This window comes from Ignavibacteriales bacterium, from assembly GCA_015709675.1.
Classification (GTDB): Bacteria; Bacteroidota; Ignavibacteria; order Ignavibacteriales; family Ignavibacteriaceae; genus H2-BAC3.
The window spans coordinates 2,858,384-2,877,241 of sequence record CP054182.1; the positions used below are offsets into that span (position 1 = coordinate 2,858,384).

14 protein-coding genes and 1 tRNA gene are annotated in these 18,858 nt (G+C 41.8%); all 15 read right to left on the minus strand.

What is annotated here, in order from left to right:
• Positions 1-37 precede the first annotated feature (37 nt).
• Positions 38-1,321: an oleate hydratase gene (locus HRU80_10980; protein QOJ29376.1), complete on the minus strand. Its 1,284-nt coding sequence runs from the start codon at positions 1,319-1,321 to the stop codon at positions 38-40.
• Positions 1,318-2,166 (minus strand): presqualene diphosphate synthase HpnD, encoded by an 849-nt coding sequence (gene hpnD, locus HRU80_10985; GenBank protein ID QOJ29377.1) that lies wholly within the window; start codon positions 2,164-2,166, stop codon positions 1,318-1,320. The genes HRU80_10980 and hpnD overlap by 4 nt, the downstream gene beginning before the upstream one ends.
• Complete coding sequence (gene hpnC / locus HRU80_10990; protein ID QOJ29378.1) at positions 2,153-3,019, minus strand: squalene synthase HpnC; 867 nt, start codon at positions 3,017-3,019, stop codon at positions 2,153-2,155. Before hpnC ends, hpnD begins: the two co-directional genes overlap by 14 nt.
• 216 nt (positions 3,020-3,235) lie before the next feature.
• Positions 3,236-3,319 (minus strand) — tRNA-Leu (locus tag HRU80_10995).
• Positions 3,320-3,356: 37 nt separating this feature from the next.
• Entirely contained in the window at positions 3,357-5,600 is a 2,244-nt protein-coding gene (locus HRU80_11000) for a PBP1A family penicillin-binding protein (GenBank protein QOJ29379.1), read from the minus strand.
• A 12-nt stretch (positions 5,601-5,612) separates the two neighbouring features.
• Positions 5,613-6,347 (minus strand): UDP-2,3-diacylglucosamine diphosphatase, encoded by a 735-nt coding sequence (locus HRU80_11005; GenBank protein QOJ29380.1) that lies wholly within the window; start codon positions 6,345-6,347, stop codon positions 5,613-5,615.
• A gap of 13 nt (positions 6,348-6,360) precedes the next feature.
• Positions 6,361-8,037 carry a M1 family metallopeptidase gene (locus tag HRU80_11010; GenBank protein QOJ29381.1) on the minus strand — a complete coding sequence of 559 codons (1,677 nt, stop codon included), beginning with the start codon at positions 8,035-8,037 and terminating at the stop codon, positions 6,361-6,363.
• A gap of 34 nt (positions 8,038-8,071) precedes the next feature.
• Entirely contained in the window at positions 8,072-10,099 is a 2,028-nt protein-coding gene (locus HRU80_11015) for a dehydrogenase (GenBank protein QOJ29382.1), read from the minus strand.
• Positions 10,100-10,115: 16 nt separating this feature from the next.
• Complete coding sequence (locus tag HRU80_11020) at positions 10,116-11,486, minus strand: NAD-dependent succinate-semialdehyde dehydrogenase (GenBank protein QOJ29383.1); 1,371 nt, start codon at positions 11,484-11,486, stop codon at positions 10,116-10,118.
• Positions 11,487-11,566: 80 nt separating this feature from the next.
• Positions 11,567-12,799, minus strand: coding sequence for a serine/threonine-protein phosphatase (locus HRU80_11025; protein QOJ29384.1), 1,233 nt, complete (start codon positions 12,797-12,799; stop codon positions 11,567-11,569).
• A gap of 82 nt (positions 12,800-12,881) precedes the next feature.
• Complete coding sequence (locus tag HRU80_11030) at positions 12,882-14,153, minus strand: peptidase M64 (protein QOJ29385.1); 1,272 nt, start codon at positions 14,151-14,153, stop codon at positions 12,882-12,884.
• Positions 14,150-15,280, minus strand: a complete 1,131-nt coding sequence (locus HRU80_11035; protein QOJ29386.1) for a mechanosensitive ion channel family protein — start codon at positions 15,278-15,280, stop codon at positions 14,150-14,152. Before HRU80_11035 ends, HRU80_11030 begins: the two co-directional genes overlap by 4 nt.
• Complete coding sequence (locus HRU80_11040; GenBank protein QOJ29387.1) at positions 15,277-15,861, minus strand: orotate phosphoribosyltransferase; 585 nt, start codon at positions 15,859-15,861, stop codon at positions 15,277-15,279. Before HRU80_11040 ends, HRU80_11035 begins: the two co-directional genes overlap by 4 nt.
• A 2-nt stretch (positions 15,862-15,863) precedes the next feature.
• Positions 15,864-16,148 carry a 4a-hydroxytetrahydrobiopterin dehydratase gene (locus HRU80_11045; protein QOJ29388.1) on the minus strand — a complete coding sequence of 95 codons (285 nt, stop codon included), beginning with the start codon at positions 16,146-16,148 and terminating at the stop codon, positions 15,864-15,866.
• 104 nt (positions 16,149-16,252) lie between these two features.
• Positions 16,253-18,751, minus strand: coding sequence for an ATP-dependent Clp protease ATP-binding subunit (locus tag HRU80_11050; GenBank protein ID QOJ29389.1), 2,499 nt, complete (start codon positions 18,749-18,751; stop codon positions 16,253-16,255).
• Positions 18,752-18,858: the final 107 nt, after the last annotated feature.

The following is an 18,858-nucleotide window of genomic DNA, read 5'->3' on the forward strand; positions in this document are numbered from 1 at the left end:
AACGAAGTGGTCAGGCTATTTTGTTTCTTTCGAGATATTAATGACCAGGACTAAAAACAGCCTCAGCCGCAAGCCGTCCGCTTAGCGCAGCACCTTCTATGGTTGCCGGAAGTCCGGTATCGGTCCAGTCTCCGGCAAGATATATCCCCTTCTGATTAGTCCTCGCAGGTAATCGTAGTTTTGAAGAATTTATATCAGGGACAAATGTTGCCCGTTTTTCTTTTATAATTCTGTAAGCAGTGAGTTTTTCCGAGCCCAGAATGTTATGCCTAAGCAGTTCCGGGATTATTATCGAGAGGATTTCCTGATCACTTAGATCCTTATACTCATCCGCATCACTTATTACAACCGACAAAAAATCTTCATTGTGAAAAACCCAGTGCACTGGCGAGTTATGAAGTCCGATAAATGATTCTCTGAGAAGAATTTCATCTGACTTAATGTGTACTGACAGAATGTTTGAATAAGTGAGGTCACTCTGCTGATCAATTACGAGATCCTCAGGTAATGCAATTTTATTAAGAGCGTGCCGCGGAACAGCAAGAATAACTGCCTCCGCGGAAATTTCTTCTCCGTTCTTTAAGAGTACAGAAAAACCATTATCTTTTTTGTTAATTCTAACTGCCTGCGAGGAGTAGTTTATTACTCCCCCTTCAGAAGTAATCTTTGCCTCAAGAGTTTGCACCAGTGAAGATTGCAGGTCGCTTTTGGGAAGAATAATGGTTGAGGATAATTTTCCGCGAAAGAAAATTTCCTTAACTATTTTACAGAAAATTCCCGCATCAGCTTTTTCAACCGAAGTATTCATTGCCCCGATTATCAGCGGAGTCCATAAGTACTTAATCAGATTATCATTCTGCCCATTTTCTTTTAACCAGACCACTACATTTTTTCCGGATGGACGACTGGAAATATTGGCCAGAACGCGCATCATCAAAAACAATGCTGCCAGGGATTCATTAAATGACAAAGGTTTATATCTAAACAGGGCAATTGCCAGATTAAGAGGATAGAAATACCTGGGTGCCTTTAGGGTATATCGCTCACCGTCTGAATAATCAATATGGAGTGATTCGTTCAGTATGAAATTCGATTTGATTTCCACCTGAGAAAATAAGGAAAGAGTCTCCTTATAACAGCCCATGAGGATATGCTGTCCGTTATCAAGGTATGAATTGAAATTGGGATCAAAAAATGAGGTAGTTCTTCCGCCGGCTTTTTTTGTGGATTCAAGAAGAAGTGGTTGTATACCTTTGCGGAGAAGATGCACTGCTGCAGAAAGCCCTGCAATGCCTCCCCCGATAATAACGACTTTTTTCATCGGTAAACAAGCTGATATTTCGCCCACACTCCGAGCGAGATACCAACTTTTTCAAAGGTATTCAGTTTAATTTTTTTGTTAAAAACATCAAATTCCGCCTGGACAATTCGCTGAAGCACGCGGAAATAAATATGCTGCATTGCTCTTGCAGCAAACATACTTGGCTTATCTTCCAGTGTCAGGGCTTCAGTAGCCTTGCGGAAATATTCTTTGGCTCTTTCTGACTGAAACTGCATCAGGTTGATATATGCTCTGTTTATGGTATTGGAAAGAAGCTCTTTTTCTGAATATCCAAAACGCTCAAGTTCATCCATTGGAAGGTAAATTCTTCCTTTTGCGGCATCCTCCCCCACATCTCGGATGATGTTTGTCAGCTGAAGGGCTATTCCAAGATTCTCGGCAAACTCTTTTGCGGATTCATTTTTGTATCCGAATATCTCAATACACATCAGCCCTACAGTGGAGGCAACTCGGTAACAATAGAGGCGCAGTTCTTCAAAATTTTCATACCGGTTTTTGACCAGATCCATTTCCATCCCCTTAATGAGCTCAAAAAGGAGTTCCGGCTGAATTCTGAACTGAGTTATGATATTGGCAGTTTTATTCAGGAGCGGAAATTCAGATTTATTAACAGCGGCTAACTCCAGTTCTGAACGCCACCTGACAAGATTATTGTATTTAATCTCGTTTTTCAGAGATTCCTCATCCACAATGTCATCAGTTTTCCGGCAGAAGGCATAGATGATATTCATCGCTTCCCTTTTAGCGGCGGGGAGAAGATTAAAAGCGTAGTAAAAACTGCTTTTGCTTTCCTTTGAGATTAACTGAGCTTCAGACAACTGCATGAATGAGTGATTTTATTCCAATTTGTAAATAATCTGATTTTTTCAGGACTGGTCGAATAGTGGAAACCTGATACCGAATATTGCGGATTTTTCTGATAATTTCCAAGCCACCATTTATGGTAGCTGCAATTTCGAATCTCAGACGGAAGGGTAAAAACGGGAGCAGATGCCTCCCTTCCAGCAGCATCCTTTCAGACTCTCCTGCTAATTCTTCCATCATTTTTCCAAAATTCAATTTTTGCTCATCCAGGAGAAAATCTGATTCTGAAAGATAATATCTTTTAAGAGTGTCCAAAGGCAGGTAAATTCTCCCCTTTTTAATATCCACCGAGACATCCTGGTAAAAATTGATCAGCTGGAGTGCAGTACAAATTTTATCAGAGTAAAAATTTGCCTGTTCATTCCGGATATTAAACAATTCAAGCAAAAGCCGTCCTACTGGATTAGCTGAACGGCGGCAGTAGTCGGAAAGTTCTTCGTGGTTCAGATATCGTTTTTTTTTCGTATCCTGACGAAAAGCTGAAATCAAATCTTCAAAATTGATTATCGAAAGATTAAAAGCAGAAATTGTATATGCCAGCGCCTGCCATTTATAATCCTTTAACTCCCCCCGGATTGCAGATCTGAATGAATCAAGAAAAGAATCTAATTCACTCTGTCTTTCGGATATACTTTTCTCCCCTTCATCCGCTATATCGTCAGCAGTTCTTGCAAACCAATAGATAACAGCAATGTGTTTCCTGTAATTTTCGGGAAGTAAAATTGAAGCAACGGGAAAATTTTCATAATGGGCGGCGGCCAGTTCAATTGCTTCTGCGTAACCTAATGCTGCAGGAATCGGAACAGAATTCAACTTGCAAATACCAATTCAAAATCAGGAAAAAATGAAACACACTGAGTAAAATTACATTATTTCCCCTGATTGAGGATAATAATTTCTTTGATGATCAAACGGAAATGAAGTTCAAAAGGAGGTAAAGGAAATGGAAATCGCTGAGAATTAAGAAAAAAAATGCCCAAAATCATAAAGATTCTGGGCAATTACTTAAAACACATCGGTAAACCGTTGTGCCCGAAGGGGGACTCGAACCCCCATGCCGAAACCGGCACTAGCTCCTGAAACTAGCGTGTCTACCAATTCCACCATCCGGGCAGATTTTAGCCTACAAATTTAGTAAAATTTTAGATAATTACCAACCAGACCCCCCCGAAGTATTTTTGTTTTGTGTATCAGCCTGTCCCCCTGGTCTTCTTGGGGGTCCCGGATGAAAAATACACTGCTCAGGCGGATTCTCAGTATCAATAATGTCTGAAATTACCTCCGGACAGGTCTCATTGGCCAGAGCTGGTACTCCCTGACTGACAGCATATTTGCAAAATTCCGCATATGCTACACCGGATGGAATATCAAAATATTTAAGCGGAAGATTAAGTGTTTTATAAGTTTCCGCCATGAATTTAGCCCAGATCGGCATAGCCGCTTTGGCTCCCTGACCGTACCAGCCGCTAAATTTTACCCTGTGATCATCAAAACCGACCCATACTACACCTAGCAGCTGAGGAGTAAATCCTCCGAACCAGGCATCAGAATACGCCTGCGTGGTCCCTGTCTTACCGGCAGCCGGTCTGTGGAAATATCTTCTGGCTCCAGCGCCTGTTCCCCAGTTGACAACATCCTGCATCATATCCACAACTATTGCAGCGGTTCTTGGTGAGAGAACGTTTTTCTTTTGAGGTCTGGTCTCATAAATCACAATACCATTTCTGTCTTCAACCCGTAAAATTGAGAAGGGTTTCATATAGATGCCGCCGTTGGCAATAGTTCCGTATGCGCCAGCAAGTTCAAGCGGAGTGATTTCAGAAGTTCCAAGGGCTATTGATGGAAAAGCACGCAGTTCGGAATTGATCCCCATATCCTTAGCAAGCTGTACCACCTGTTCTGGAGGGGCATAATCAGATGTGGTTAGCCTTCCTGCAATAACGTTAACTGAGCGGGCTAAGGCTTCCCTCAGAGTCATAAAATCACCATATTCTCCGTCGCTGTTTCTCGGTGACCACCCTTCATATTCAAAGATCTGATTCTCAAACAACTGTTCCGGAGAACAGCCATTATCAACTGCAACAGCATAAACAATGGGTTTAAAGGATGAGCCTGGCTGCCTTCTGATCTGAGTAACATGATTCAGTCCGTAAAGAAAATCCTGGTTCTCACCCCCCACCATTGCGCGTATCTCACCGCTTGACTGATCTGTAACAACAAACCCAACCTGCACCGTGGCTTCTGCAATTTTTACTGAATCTACGAATTCAGGATCATTCTTGAGGAGATTTAATACTCTTTTCTTTTCTGATTCGGTTTCCGCAGAACGGTAAAGATTACTGTTCCTGGCAGCCCGTTCAACTAATGACTTCAGAAGTGCGTTATTTTTCTCCCATTTCCAGTTTTTATTAAACAACGCCTGATACTCAGCGAGATGTTCTTTCGAAACTTTATTCGCTATAATCTGCATCTGATAATCCAGAGTTGTATAGATTGTCAGTCCGTCCCGATAGAGATCAGCAGAAATTCTTTTATCAGCTATCAGCTGCTGCATTTCCTGACGGATATATTCCAGAAAATGCGGTGCAACTGTTTTTATATTTACTTTCTGCCCCCTTGCAAGAACGATCGGTTCCCTTTTGAACTTTTCATATTCCGATGAAGACAAAACTTCCTGCTGTACCATATTGTACATGACAATATTTCTTCTTTGTTTTGCCCTTTCCGGTCTTTTTTCTGGATCATAAAATACAGATGATTTTAAAAGCGCAATGAGCAAAGCAGATTCGGGTACCGTCAGCTCATCAGCTTTTTTATTAAAATATATCTGTGCAGCGGTTTCTACTCCGTAAGCTCCCTTACCAAAATAGGATATATTGAGATACAGCTCCAGAATTTCCTTTTTTGTAAAAGTACGTTCAATCTGAATAGCAGTGAACCACTCCCGCAGTTTTCTGACGCCCGTATCAAAAAGATTTTCTTTCGCTCCTTTAAGCTGATAAAGATTCTTTGCAAGCTGCTGCGTTATGGTGCTTGCCCCCTCCCTTGAAAAAGTAAAGATATTTTTCACCATTGCTTTAACAAAGCGGTCAAGATCAACACCCCAGTGATCATAAAATTTCCTGTCCTCCGTTGCAATGAGAGCTTCTATCAGATGTTTCGGAAGACTGTCAATGTCTGTTTCGATTCTGTTCTCAATATAAAACTGCCCGACAAGTTCACCATCAACGGAATAGACCTTTGTCGCAAAGTGTGGATCCGGATTTTCCAGTTCTTCAAGCCCGGGCAATCCGCTTACAACATACCACAGAAATAACAGAAAGAGGACAACAATACCTGAAAATATATATAACTTTTTATGGCCTGGATTTTTCTTTTTAACTGTTTTATTCATGCTATGCGGATTTTAACTCAAATCATTAATCGTAAATATATCGTTTTCAAATTTTCCGTAACAGGGCTTTTCCAGCCAGGTACCGAGATTAACATACCATCCACCACCGATATTTTGCATGACTCTCCGGTGTGTATGACCGAAAAGAACATAATCGAAACCGGTACTCAGGATTTCCGAGGCTTTATCCTTCAGACCATCTGTTTCCAATCCCGTCCGGGAAGAAGTATGCTGACGGCTGGTCTTGCTTGAGTGGCCTGCCAGACTAATGCCCAAATCAGGATGAATAAGAGAATAGAGCCACTGAATCTTTTTATTACGCAGTACCATTTTAAGCATCTTATAACCATAATCTCCTTTTAACAAGCCATCCCCATGGGAGATATAAAATCTTTTGCCATTCAGTTCTGCAGTAAAATCATCCTCGATCATCACGGCACCGATTTCAGATGAAAAAAAATCCCTATGCATGAAATCATGGTTACCAATAACATAAACAATCTCAGTACCCCTGGCCCGCAGATTATATAATGAATTCAGCAGACGGAAAAAACCCTTCTGATACACTCTGCGGTATTCAAACCAATAGTCATAAAGATCGCCTGCAATGAATAATACCTCGGCGTTTTTTATACTATCAAGAAAGCTGACAAGAACTGATTCTTTGTTTCTTTCAGTTTGCGGATCAGATAATCCAAGATGGATATCTGATATAAAATAAAATGGTCCTTTACTGTAAGACTTCAATGGCTTATAAAATTTACTTTGCGGGGACGATCAATCCGATGAAATTTCCGTTTTTATCCGGCAGAATTTTTTTTGGCAGAAACCGGGTCTTAAAAACTTTCGTTTCAGACCAGTCAGTCAGGAGAATTCTCTCATCAGAAGTTTGATCTTCACCACTCAGGGTAATATCAAATTTAACCTGATATGGTTCAGTTACATTTTTTTGTTCAAATACTATGGTGGTCTGATACACCGCCCCCTGCTTCTCAACGGAATAGTGGTATCTGATCACCGGAATTTCGTTACCGTAATAGACGTACTGATTAAAAAAACGTCTCAAATCAGTACCGGAAACCATCTCACAAATATACTGAAAGTCCTGCGTTGAAGCATTTGAATACTTATACGTCTCGTAATAGGTTTTCAAAACCCGGGAAAACAGACTATCTCCTATTTCATATCTCAGAGCATGAAGTACCCATGCTCCTTTGTCGTAGACCGCCCTGTTAAAAATCTCATCATGGCCCGGATTATACATTTTATCTGGGTATTCTATCCTTCGTAATCCGGCCATATATTCAGAAATATCCCTAATTTGACCGGTGTAAATGAGATAAAGTCCTTCAAAATAGCTTGCAAAACCCTCATTCAGCCAGATATCCCTCCACGTTTTTGGACCAACCGAATTCCCAAACCAGTGATGTGCGAGTTCATGAAGATATGTTGTCTCCATAGCCGAAGATTCGTCAATGAGTGAATGCCCGACTCCTGTGATTGTCTGGTTCTCCATGGCTCCGCCCTGCCAGTTGAATCCTGCCACACCATATTTTTCTCTTTTGAAGGGGTATTCTCCGATTGTAAGTTCCATAAATTCAAACATATCTGCATGTCTGGCAAAAGCGGTTTCAGCCGCTTTACGTTTCGAAGGAACTACATAATACTCAATTGGAATGGTATCTCCCGAGGCAGAAATGTATTTATCCTCAAATCGCTCATACTGACCTGAATACAGGGCTATCAAATAGGTCGATACGGGATAACTGCTCCTCCAGTGATACGTTTTTTGATCCCCTTCCGTTATTACCGCAATCAGGGAGCCATTTGAGACCGATGTAAATGAGGTGTCATTAGTTATACGAATATCCAGGAGCGCCTTATCATCTGGTCTGTCATTACAAATGAACCAGGAAGGATTAAGATTTGGTTCTCCGAGAGTACTGATTACCCTGGCTCCGTTAAATCCCTGCCAGGTAAAAGACCCGTCTCCCTGATTAAGTGGTTTGCCCGAATAACTAATTTTTACCTCGAGTGTATCACCCGGAACTGAGGATGAAAGAACCGAGAGTACCATTCCGCTTCGTTTATACTGAACTTCTTTGCCATTCAGCAGCAGTTCACCAATCTTTAGACTGCTGCCAAAATTCAGATCGACCGTGTTTATGTTCTCTGTTACAACAAGAGTAATGATACTTTCAGCCTGAATATTCTTTGCAGAATAGTCAAGTCTGATTGAAAAATCATAATGAAGGACATCAATTTTATACTGTTCAGGCGTGTTATATAAGTCCTGCCAGTTCGGGAATTTTGAATAAGAGGAAGAATCGGAGGTAAATTGACCCAATTCGGCCCGCATACCGCCAGAACCGTAATACTCCTGGAACAGTGAAAGGAATAATCCGGCAAGAGATAAAAAGAGAAATATCCTTGGCATAATTCCTATTTTCTCCACCGGAGCATCCTCTTTATCAATAAGCCAGCAGCTCCTTCAGTTCTTTCTCCAGTCTGCCTGAAGGAAGAAAATTATTCTCAAGTTTTACTGAGAAAGGAACAGGTGTATCAAGCGAAGCAGACCGGTAAACGGGAGCATCAAGATATTCAAAACATTCTCTGGAAATTCTGGCAGATATCTCTGCTCCGATTCCGCCCGTAAGCGTATCTTCGTGAAGAATAAGAACCTTTCCTGTTTTCTTTACACTCGAGAAAATTAGTTCATAATCAATCGGGACAAGAGTACGTAAGTCAATGATTTCCAATGTGTTCGAAAGAAATTTCTCAAGCATATTCTTTGCCCAGATGGTGCCATAACCATAAGTAATTATGGTAACAGAGTTACCTTCCGAAAGTTTGGCAGCCCTGCCGAACTCTAAAGAGTAATACTGTTCCGGTACAAATCCGGATAATGATCTGTAAAGGCCTTTATGCTCAAAGAAAAGAACGGGAGCAGGATCTTCGATAGCTCTGGCTAATAACCCCTTTGCATCATAGGGATTCGAAGGATACGCAATCTTAAGACCTGGTGTATGGAAGAACCATGCTTCATTGGTCTGGGAGTGAAACGGTCCTGCTCCCACACCTCCTCCGCATGGTAGGCGGACAACTACATTTGCAGGAGCTTCCCAGCGATAATTAATCTTTGCCAGATTGTTTACAATCTGATTAAAACCGCAGGAAACAAAATCTGCAAACTGCATTTCAACTACAGCTTTGCCCCCTTTAATGGCATATCCAAGCGCTGTGCCAATGATAGCCGACTCACAAAGCGGCGTGTTCCGGATTCTCTCTTTCCCGAATTCCGAAATAAAACCATCCGTAATTTTGAATACTCCCCCATAATCGGCAACATCCTGCCCCATGACGATCAACTCAGGGTTATTCTGAAGTGACTGTTTCAGTCCTTCAGACACCGCATCAATAAAGCGAATCTCTCTCTTTGTTTCTTCAGGAGCGGGTGCAGCAGATTTGGTAAATCGCGGATACATATCATTGAGTTCAAAGATGGTATCTGGGGTTACTTCCGGCTCCTTTTCGCTCCGTTCCCACTCCTCATTAATTTCCTCCTTGATCCGCTCTCTTATAGCAGCTGTCTGATTTTCAGTCAGTACTCCTTCATCAATCAGATAATACTCGTAATTGGAAACCGGATCTTTTTTACCCCACTGCTCAAACAACTCTTTCGGCACATACTTGGTACCAGAAGCTTCCTCATGTCCCCTCATTCTGAATGTTAATGCTTCGATAAGGAATGGACGAGGGTTTTCCTGCTGCTTCTTATAGAGGGATGAAATCGTGTCATACACCTCAAGCACATTATTACCGTCAATTCTGATTGATTCAATTCCGTACCCTATTCCCTTATCAGCAATTGTCGCACACTTATATTGCTGGGAGGTTGGTGTTGAAAGTCCGTATCCATTATTCTCAACAATAAAGAAAACAGGCAAATCCCAAACAGCCGCAACATTAAGTGCCTCATGAAAATCCCCCTGACTTGTTCCTCCGTCTCCGGAGAATGCAACAGAACACTTTCCAGTTCCTTTAAGTTTTTCCCAGAGTGCTGCACCATCAGCAAGAGCTAATTGTGGTCCGAGATGGGATATCATTCCGCATATATGATGCTCCAGACTGCCAAAGTGAAATGACCGGTCTCTTCCTTTGGTAAAGCCGTTGAACTTTCCCTGAAACTGCGAGAAGAGCCGTGCAAGCGGAATTCCCCTTCCGGTAAAAATTCCGAGATTGCGGATTAAGGGCATGATCATCACATCTTGAGGCAGAGCGGTAACAGTACCTACCGAAATAGCTTCCTGCCCGATACCTGAAAACCATTTGCTTATTTTACCCTGTCTGAGAAGATTCAGCATTTTCTCTTCAATAAGACGAGGTGTTATTAACTTGTAATATATATCGGTTAACGTCTGATTTGAAAGTCCGCCTCGTTCATAGGTGATAGCTGATTTAGTCTTAAGTTCTTTTATTTCCGTCTCTGTAGATGCCATGAAGTAATTAATATCTTTATTTTATGTAAACAGTTTTGATGTTGGTAAATTCTCTTATTCCGAACGGGGCTAATTCCCTGCCGTATCCGGATTCATTAATTCCCCCGAAAGGAAGACGCGGGTCTGAGCGCACAAAATCATTGACAAACACAGAACCGGCTTCGATATACTCCTTTGCTGCTATTTCTCCGAAATGCCTGTCGGAAGTAAAAACAGCGCCTCCCAGGCCGAACGGTGAATCATTCGCAAGTCTGAATGCATCTTCTGCGTCTTTTGCTTCGATGATTACCGCAACAGGACCAAAAGTTTCTTCCCGAAAAAGGGACATTTCACTGGTTACACCGGTGTATATCCTTGGTGTGAAATAAAATCCTTCGCTGAAGGCTGCTTCTTCCCTGTATATAAGCCGGGCACCCATTTTCTCTGATGATTCACAGATCAGTGCTATCTCTTCAACAAATTCTTTTTTTGCGAGCGGACCAACTGAATACTGCTGATCCATCGGATTACCTGTCCGGTAGGTTTTGAATTCTGACACTAGAAGTTCAGTAAACTCCTTAACAACATCCTTCACCACGATAAACCGTTTGGCAGCAATACAGCTTTGACCTCCGTTGATTAATCTCCCTTTTGCACAGGCAGCCACAGCTAAAGGAAGATCAGCATCCTTTAAAACAACATACGGATCACTTCCGCCAAGTTCCAGAACACATTTTTTTAGATACTTTCCGGCTATTGAGGCAACACTTTTACCTGCCAGAGTGCTCCCGGTAATGCTGACCGTTTTAACTGCAGGATGACTGATAATATCTTCCATTGATGCTGCAGGATATATGATACTTCTGAAAACATTTTTTGGGAAACCGGCATCTTCAAAAAGCCGCTCAATGACTAATGAAGATCCGCTGACATTGGAGGCGTGTTTCAGCAGCGCGGTATTCCCTGCCATGACAGAGGGAACCGCGAACCGGAAGACCTGCCAGAATGGAAAATTCCAGGGCATGATACCAAGCGTTACTCCGAGCGGCCTGAAGGAAACTAAACTCTTAAAGGCATCAGTAGCAATCTCGGTATCCTGAAGAAATAACTCGCCGTTTTCAGCATAATAATCACAAACCCAGGCGCACTTCTCTACCTCAGCTTTTGCCTGAGCCAAAGGTTTACCCATTTCTGAAGTTATCAGTTCGGCAAGAGCAGTGGTCTCAGACCTGAGTTCCTGAGAGAGATTTTTAAGTAAAAGAGCTCTCTCTTTGAAAGAGGTTTTCCGGAATTCCTTTTGCTGATGACTAAGGGAAGCTATAATTTCTTCAGCTTCCTGGCGTGAATGGAGTTTATACTCGTGGAGAGTTTTCTCGGTAGCGGGATTTACTGTTGCTATAGTTTTCATGAATGCTCCTGCTCAAAATTAGCTGAAAATGCCACCTTTACCAAGAAAAACCGTTATTCCCTGATGGTAAATAAGGGTCTTTATCCCCTTTTTTTGATAATCACCAGGGTTTTATCGTCATTATACTGTCCGTTTTTTGAGAACTTAATTACATCCTCAATAATTTTTAATGCAATCTCACGGGCACTTTTATTACTGTTCCGTATCAGCATGTTCTTTAACCGGCTTTCTTCATAAAATTCGCCGTCTGCATTCTGAGATTCAACAACTCCGTCTGAGTAGATCAGAAGAATATCCCCCGGGTTAAAATTCACATTTTCAACGGTATAGGACGCTTTTGGGGAGGGTCCGAGTACGGGACCGGTCGGATTCAGGAGGATAACATCTTTAGCCCCTTTTTTCAGGAAAAACGGAGGATTATGCCCGGCGCTGGCAAAAAGAAATAATCCCGTTTTGTCATTTGAAAGCTCACCGTAAAACAGACTGGTAAACTTATCATCCGAGAAAATCTGATTTACCAGGGCATTCATTCTTTTCATTAATGGAGCGATCTTAATCTCGAATGTGCTTGCCATTCTGAGGGCCCCTGAAATATACATGGCTTCGGCCGCAGCACTGACCCCTTTGCTGGCCGCATCTCCCAATATTATGCCTATTCTGTCCTTTTCTCCCTTTGACTCCAGGTAATCAAAAAAATCACCCCCGACCATCTCTGCCGGAACCGTGAGTCCATAAATATCATAATCAAAGAAGACGTACTCATGCTGGGGAAGAATTGACCTCTGCAGTTGTCTTGCTTTATCAAGGTCTTCCATTAATGTTTTGGCCGATTTTGAAGAACGGCGCAGGCGGATTTTTGAAGTAAGCACTGATGCCATAATGTTGAGCAGATACTTAAATTCTTCATTAAGTACCGACCGGTTATAAGCAACCAGATACTCGTAATAATATTTTCCGCTGATTTTTATTCTGTCACCGACTCCGGATGCTGCAAACTTAAATATCCCCTTTTTCATCAGTTCGTGATTGGTCTCATGACCAAAAATGGTTCTCTCATTCACAAAAAGATCCATGAATGAGTAGTCAGAAACTTTGATTTCAAAATTCTTCTTAATCAGCCCCATCTTACCCGTCTGATATACTATTCTGTAGCACCCTTCATCAGGAAAAAGTTTCCAGAGACGCCCTCCGATAATTTCCTGAATCTTGTCATGAACGAATTCATCAATGACTGAGGTAATCATTTTTTCTTCGGATTCAAAAGCTTTTGAGGTAACATCCTCAATTGTCTTATGGAGTTTTTTATAGATCATATCTCACACAGTTTTATCCACAATTCACATGCGCAGTCATGAGTCCTCAGATACAGATCCGGTTGAAATTGCATAATACAATTCATCTTGAATAAAAATCAATCATATCTGAGAGGGCTTTTGAACAAACAGGGCAAAAATTATCAACAGATATTGATTTCATTGTACAGTCCTGTCTGGGACGATAGATCCCTTTTGCTGCATATCCTCCCCCTTCAAAAGCTCCGAGTTTGTTTTCATACTCAACAGTTGCAGGAGTCGGGACTGGTGTCCCTTCAGCAATCATATGTTTCCATTTTTTATCAAAATCAACCAGCGTTGTTACGTTTGCCTCAAGAGGTTCAATATCAACCGGGTAAAACTCATTATATGCAACCTCACTGGTGTAGTATTCATCAGCAAGCGAGGCAAATCCGTGACCAAACTCATGGACAAAGATATACTCCTCAGACTGATTATTATTAACACAAACTGAATAATGATTGTATATGGCCCCGCCGCCATATTTACCGCTATTAACCAGAATGAATATCTGATCGTACGGAACATTGGAGGCTGCATCTCTGACCGCAAAGAAAGATTCGGTCATCAGATAGCGTTCGACATCGAATGTATAGAAAGAACTTCCCAATGCAGTATTCCTGTAAACACCTGGTTTAGGGATATCTGTACCCGCTTCTTTGGAATGGACCTTTACACCCCAGATATTAAAATCATCTTTCCGCTCTTTGTATGGAGACGAGTTGAATAAGTAATCTGTAAACTTCCGGCAGTCCGTTTCAAACTTACCCATATCATCAGCGGTGTATCCTTCAGCCAGAATTACTATATCCAGTTTCTTATGATGATCACCTGTGTAATGAATCCGCATGGTATCAAACGGCATCCTCTGATCCTTCAGAATGAAATAGTTTGCAGGATCAATCTCAACAGCATACTTTTCATGCAGAGCATTTCTTCTGTCTCTGGTATAGAATTTTACGATTACCGGCTTTTTTGGAAAAGGGGTAAGCATACTCTCCTCAAAAGCCTTGGTTATTTTTTTTGCCTCGTCGGTTGTCTGCCATTCACTAAAAAGTGTTGCATAATGTCTTGAATAAATCAGCTTACCGCTTACCTTGTCAATCAGTTCAATTTTATATTTGCCCAGATTAAACGTATCAATCAGATTTACCAGTGATCCTCCCCAGTATGGCTCTTCACGTAGTTCTTTAAGAAAATAGGAATCTTCTGTTGCATTTCCGGCATGGATATAATCAATACGGAGAGACTTATCCTCGAAATAACTTTCAAATTTTATTTGAGAATAAGAAACGTTTGCGGAGATAATAAATATGAGAATTAACAATCTCATTCATTTTCCTTTTTTATGTATACGGTTCTTGTCGGGAATGCAAAACTGAATCCCTTAGCATTTAATTCATTATAAATTTTTTCGCGGAGCCTGCATCCAAGGTCGAATGCATTGCGGTAATCAGGCGTTTTTACATCGAGACGCATGAGCAGGGAGGATTCTTCAAATCTGAGAAATATAAAATCCGGCTTTGGAGTTTCAGCGATGAGCGGTTCATCCTTAATAAGGTCCATTACCGCCGCCCTGAGTTTATCTATATCCGTCCCATAAACCACACCAAACTCAACCAGCACTCTTGTCAGTTCATCGGGATACGTAAAATTAATAATTCTTGATTTTACAATATCATTATTTGGCACGATCATAAGGTTCTTATCAAAATCCAGGATTTTGGTGCTTCTGATGCCAATTTCTACCACATCTCCGTTAATGTCGTTGCCTATTTTTATTCTGTCCCCTATTCTGAAAGGCCGGTCAGCCATGATGATAAATCCCGATATCATGTTGGAAAGAGTTTCCTGGGCTGCAAGAGCTACGGCAAGTGAGCCGACACCAAGGGATACCACAAATGCTGATATATCAATGCCAAGTTTTGCAAGGATTATTACCAGTGCCAGAGCGGCAAAAAGCAATTTGCTTAATTTCTGAAGGAGAGGGAAAATACTGCCATAGAGATTCGTATTTTCCTTTGCCTTAATTGAATCTGCATACCACTCAAATACCAGCGTGATTATCTGGAACACCGTTATCAGAATAGTGATGACCAGAATCACATAGAGAGCTATTTCGAAATAGTCAGCTATCTGATACAAATAAGGATGTTCTTCAATCAGTTTCCGCTTTGAGTAGTTGGAAACCAATCCGAAACCCTGACGGAACATCGCTAGAGCAAAATAAATACCTCCTACGAAAAGCAGTCTCGAAGAACCTTTTCTGATGACTTCAACAATTTTGTCATCATACTCAGTCTCGGTTTTGCTCACAATAGGTTTGAGGATAACCTTTATTACATAACTGATTAACCTTGCGAGGGCATAAGAAACAATGATAATGCTGAGCGAAATAATAATCTGATAAAGCAGATCATCGCCGACGAATGAACGGAGGTTTTTTAATAAATCTTTCATGATGTGAACTTGCGTGAACCAGGTTTTACTAATGGAATGCCCTGCCTGCACAACGGACAATCTGCACTTTCATATGCAGTGACTTCAATAGAGACTGCACCTACCTGCGGAAATCCAAACTGCACTCTGCCATTACTTCTGTCAACCAAAAATCCAACACCCGCAACCAGACCTCCTGCAGACTGAACAATATCTATCACTTCTTTAACCGAACCCCCCGTTGTTACCACATCTTCGCAGACAAGGAACTTTTCACCCGGTTTAATTTCGAATCCCCTCCGCAAGGTGAAAACTTTATCTTCCCGCTCAGTGAATATGAATTTTTTATCAAGCTGACGGGCTACTTCATAGCCTACGATAATACCCCCCATGGCGGGCGCAATTACACCGTCAATTTCCGTATTACGGAAAAACTCCGCGATATTGGAAGAGATGATTCTTGTATAATCAGGATACTGCAACACTTTAGCGCACTGAAAATAAGAGGCACTATGCTTACCTGAGGTAAGAAGAAAATGACCGCTCAGAAGCGCTTCTGCTTTCCTGAAAAAATCTAAGGCCTGATCCTGGGTTACTGCCATGACTACTTTCCTGAGAGTTGTTCGATTATTCCCGCGAGCTTCAGATCTGCGGAAGTGACTGCATTTGCTGAATGAGTATATAGCACAATCCTTACTTTATTCCAGCTGTACAGTGAAAAGTCAGGATGATGGTCCATTTTTTCAGCTTCTACGGAAACCTTGTAAAGAAATGCAAATGCAGACACAAAATCCGGGAACTGGTATTCTCTGGTAAGGCGTCCTGCATCATCAAGCTTCCAGGTTGTATTTTCACCAAGCCATGTATTCAGATCATTATTTACCGTCACAATATTCTCCTTAATCTATAAAACAAAAAGGCGTATTCACTGAAGATAAATACGCCTTTTGATATCGTTCTTCACACTATGATTGCTGCATCAGTCCTGTTATATCAGGATTTTTCCTCAGTCTCAGCAGGTCTTTCTTCAACGGTATCCGAGCCGACGAATACAAGACGGTCACTGCCTTCCATATATTTGGCAATGATACTGCTGCCTTCCTTAAAGTTGGAAAGCAATATCTCCTCAGCCAGCGGATCTTCTATATACTGCTGAATTGCCCTTCTGAGAGGTCTTGCACCAAACTTCGGATCATATCCCTTGGATGCAACAAATTCTTTTGCGGAATCCTCGAGAGAGAGTTTCATCTTATTCTCTTTGATATTGTTCATCAGGTCTTTTACCTCAATATCAATTATCTTAAGTATATCTTCTTTCTCAAGACTTCTAAATACTATTGTCTCATCAAGCCGGTTCAGGAATTCCGGACTGAAGAGCCTGCGCATTGCATCTTCAACGGTATTTTTCATGCTCGTATACTGGTCATCAGTACCGGACTGGTTAAAACCAAATGAGCTGATCGTCTTGATATCTCTTGCGCCCACATTTGAGGTCATTATGATAATCGTATTCTTGAAGTCAACCTTCCGGCCAAGACTATCCGTAAGAATACCTTCATCAAGAACCTGCAGCAGAATTCCGAATATATCTGGATGCGCTTTTTCAATTTCGTCGAAAAGCACAACTGAATAAGGTTTTCTTCTCACTTTTTCAGTAAGCTGTCCTCCTTCTTCATACCCGACATAACCCGGAGGCGCTCCAACCAGTCTGCTGACGGCAAACTTTTCCATATATTCACTCATATCTATTTTGATCAGAGCATTCTCTGAATCAAAGAGATATTTAGCCAGTACTTTACACAGTTCCGTTTTACCAACTCCAGTTGGTCCTAAGAAAAGGAAGCTGCCTATCGGACGGTTCGGTGATTTAAGACCGGCTCTAGCCCGGCGGATTGAGCGGGTCAGTTTTGAGACTGCCTCATCCTGACCGATAATCTGTCCTTTAAGAGCATCTTCCATTTTGATGATTTTATCAGTTTCAGTCTGAGCAACCCGGTTGACCGGTATTCCCGTCATCATTGCAACTACAGTAGCGATATCATCTTCAGTAACATCATATACAATGTCCTTTGATTTGATATCCCATTCTTTCTTGGCAATTTCAAGGTCGAATTGCAATTTACGCTCTTTATCTCTGAGTTTCGCTGCTTCTTCGTAATCCTGGCGTTTAACTACGCTGGCTTTTTCCTGACGTACTGCATCAATCTCATTTTCCAGAACAATGATATCTTCAGGAACCTTGAAGTTACCCATGTGAACGCGCGACCCTGCTTCATCAAGCACGTCAATCGCCTTATCCGGCAGATGGCGGTCTGTTATATACCTGTTGCTGAGCTTTACTGCTGCTTCAATGGCATCATCAAGATATTTTACATGGTGATGCTCTTCATATTTAAATTTAATGTTATTAAGAATCTGAATCGTCTCTTCATAACTTGGAGGATCAACCATTACCTTCTGGAATCTCCTGTCGAGCGCGCCGTCGGTCTCTATATACTTCCGGTATTCATCAAGCGTGGTCGCACCGATGCACTGTATATCACCTCTTGCAAGAGCAGGTTTAAACATATTTGATGCATCAAGCGATCCGGAAGCACCGCCGGCACCAACTATGGTATGCAGTTCATCAATAAAGAGGATAATATCCTTCGCCTTTTCAAGTTCATTCATGAGAGCTTTCATCCGCTCTTCGAACTGTCCGCGGTATTTTGTTCCTGCAACCAGACCGGCGAGGTCAAGAGTAACAACTCTTTTATCCTGCAGGATTCTGGGCACCTTTTTCTGGATGATACGAATCGCAAGACCTTCAGCAATCGCGGTTTTTCCGACACCCGGCTCACCAATCAGCACAGGATTATTCTTTTTTCTGCGGCTGAGAATCTGAGCAACACGCTCAATTTCCTTTTCACGGCCAACTACCGGGTCAAGTTTATCATCTATTGCGAGTTTTGTCAGGTCGCGTCCAAAATTATCCAGAACCGGGGTTTTGGTTTTGTCCTGTTTCTTTTCCGGAGGATTTGGCGGGGTTGCTCCTCTGGAAGGATCTTTCGCCTCCCTTCCGGAGAGCATATTGCTGAGTTCGTTCCGGGCAGCATCGTAATTAATGCTGAACTGAACGAGAATCTGGGTTGCCAGATTATCCTCATCCCTGAGGAGTGAGAGCAGCAGGTGTTCTGTACCGATTACGTCAGCCTTGTAGATTTTGGCTTCAATCTGGGTAATTTTCAGAACTTTTTCAGCCTGTTTTGTTAAGGGGATATTTCCCAAAGTAAGGGTACCGCCGCTGGTTCTGACGGATTCTTCAATTGCTTTTTTTAATCTGAGAAGATCACAATCAAGGTTCTTCAGGATTCTGATAGCCACACCCTGCCCTTCCCTGATAAGTCCGAGAAGGAGATGTTCAGTACCAATATAATCGTGTCCGAGCCGTAGCGCCTCTTCCCTGCTGAGCCGGATTACATCCTGTAATCTGTCAGAGAAATTGCCTTCCATGTATTCTTATTCCTGTTCTAAAGTAAAATCTGCTAATATAAAATCTTGATTCTAAAGTAAAAATATATCAAAAAGCCTTGCCAATCAAGGGTGTAAAATCAAATCTC

Bases quoted from the DNA above. Each gene is read 5' to 3' on its own strand.
- HRU80_11035 (QOJ29386.1), bottom strand. From the start codon at position 15,280: ATGAAAGATTTATTAAAAAACCTCCGTTCATTCGTCGGCGATGATCTG.
- HRU80_11000 (QOJ29379.1), bottom strand. From the start codon at position 5,600: ATGAATAAAACAGTTAAAAAGAAAAATCCAGGCCATAAAAAGTTATAT.
- HRU80_10980 (QOJ29376.1), bottom strand. From the start codon at position 1,321: ATGAAAAAAGTCGTTATTATCGGGGGAGGCATTGCAGGGCTTTCTGCA.
- hpnD (QOJ29377.1), bottom strand. From the start codon at position 2,166: ATGCAGTTGTCTGAAGCTCAGTTAATCTCAAAGGAAAGCAAAAGCAGT.
- HRU80_11020 (QOJ29383.1), bottom strand. From the start codon at position 11,486: ATGAAAACTATAGCAACAGTAAATCCCGCTACCGAGAAAACTCTCCAC.
- HRU80_11030 (QOJ29385.1), bottom strand. From the start codon at position 14,153: ATGAGATTGTTAATTCTCATATTTATTATCTCCGCAAACGTTTCTTAT.
- HRU80_11010 (QOJ29381.1), bottom strand. From the start codon at position 8,037: ATGCCAAGGATATTTCTCTTTTTATCTCTTGCCGGATTATTCCTTTCA.
- HRU80_11040 (QOJ29387.1), bottom strand. From the start codon at position 15,861: ATGGCAGTAACCCAGGATCAGGCCTTAGATTTTTTCAGGAAAGCAGAA.
- HRU80_11050 (QOJ29389.1), bottom strand. From the start codon at position 18,751: ATGGAAGGCAATTTCTCTGACAGATTACAGGATGTAATCCGGCTCAGC.
- HRU80_11025 (QOJ29384.1), bottom strand. From the start codon at position 12,799: ATGATCTATAAAAAACTCCATAAGACAATTGAGGATGTTACCTCAAAA.
- HRU80_11015 (QOJ29382.1), bottom strand. From the start codon at position 10,099: ATGGCATCTACAGAGACGGAAATAAAAGAACTTAAGACTAAATCAGCT.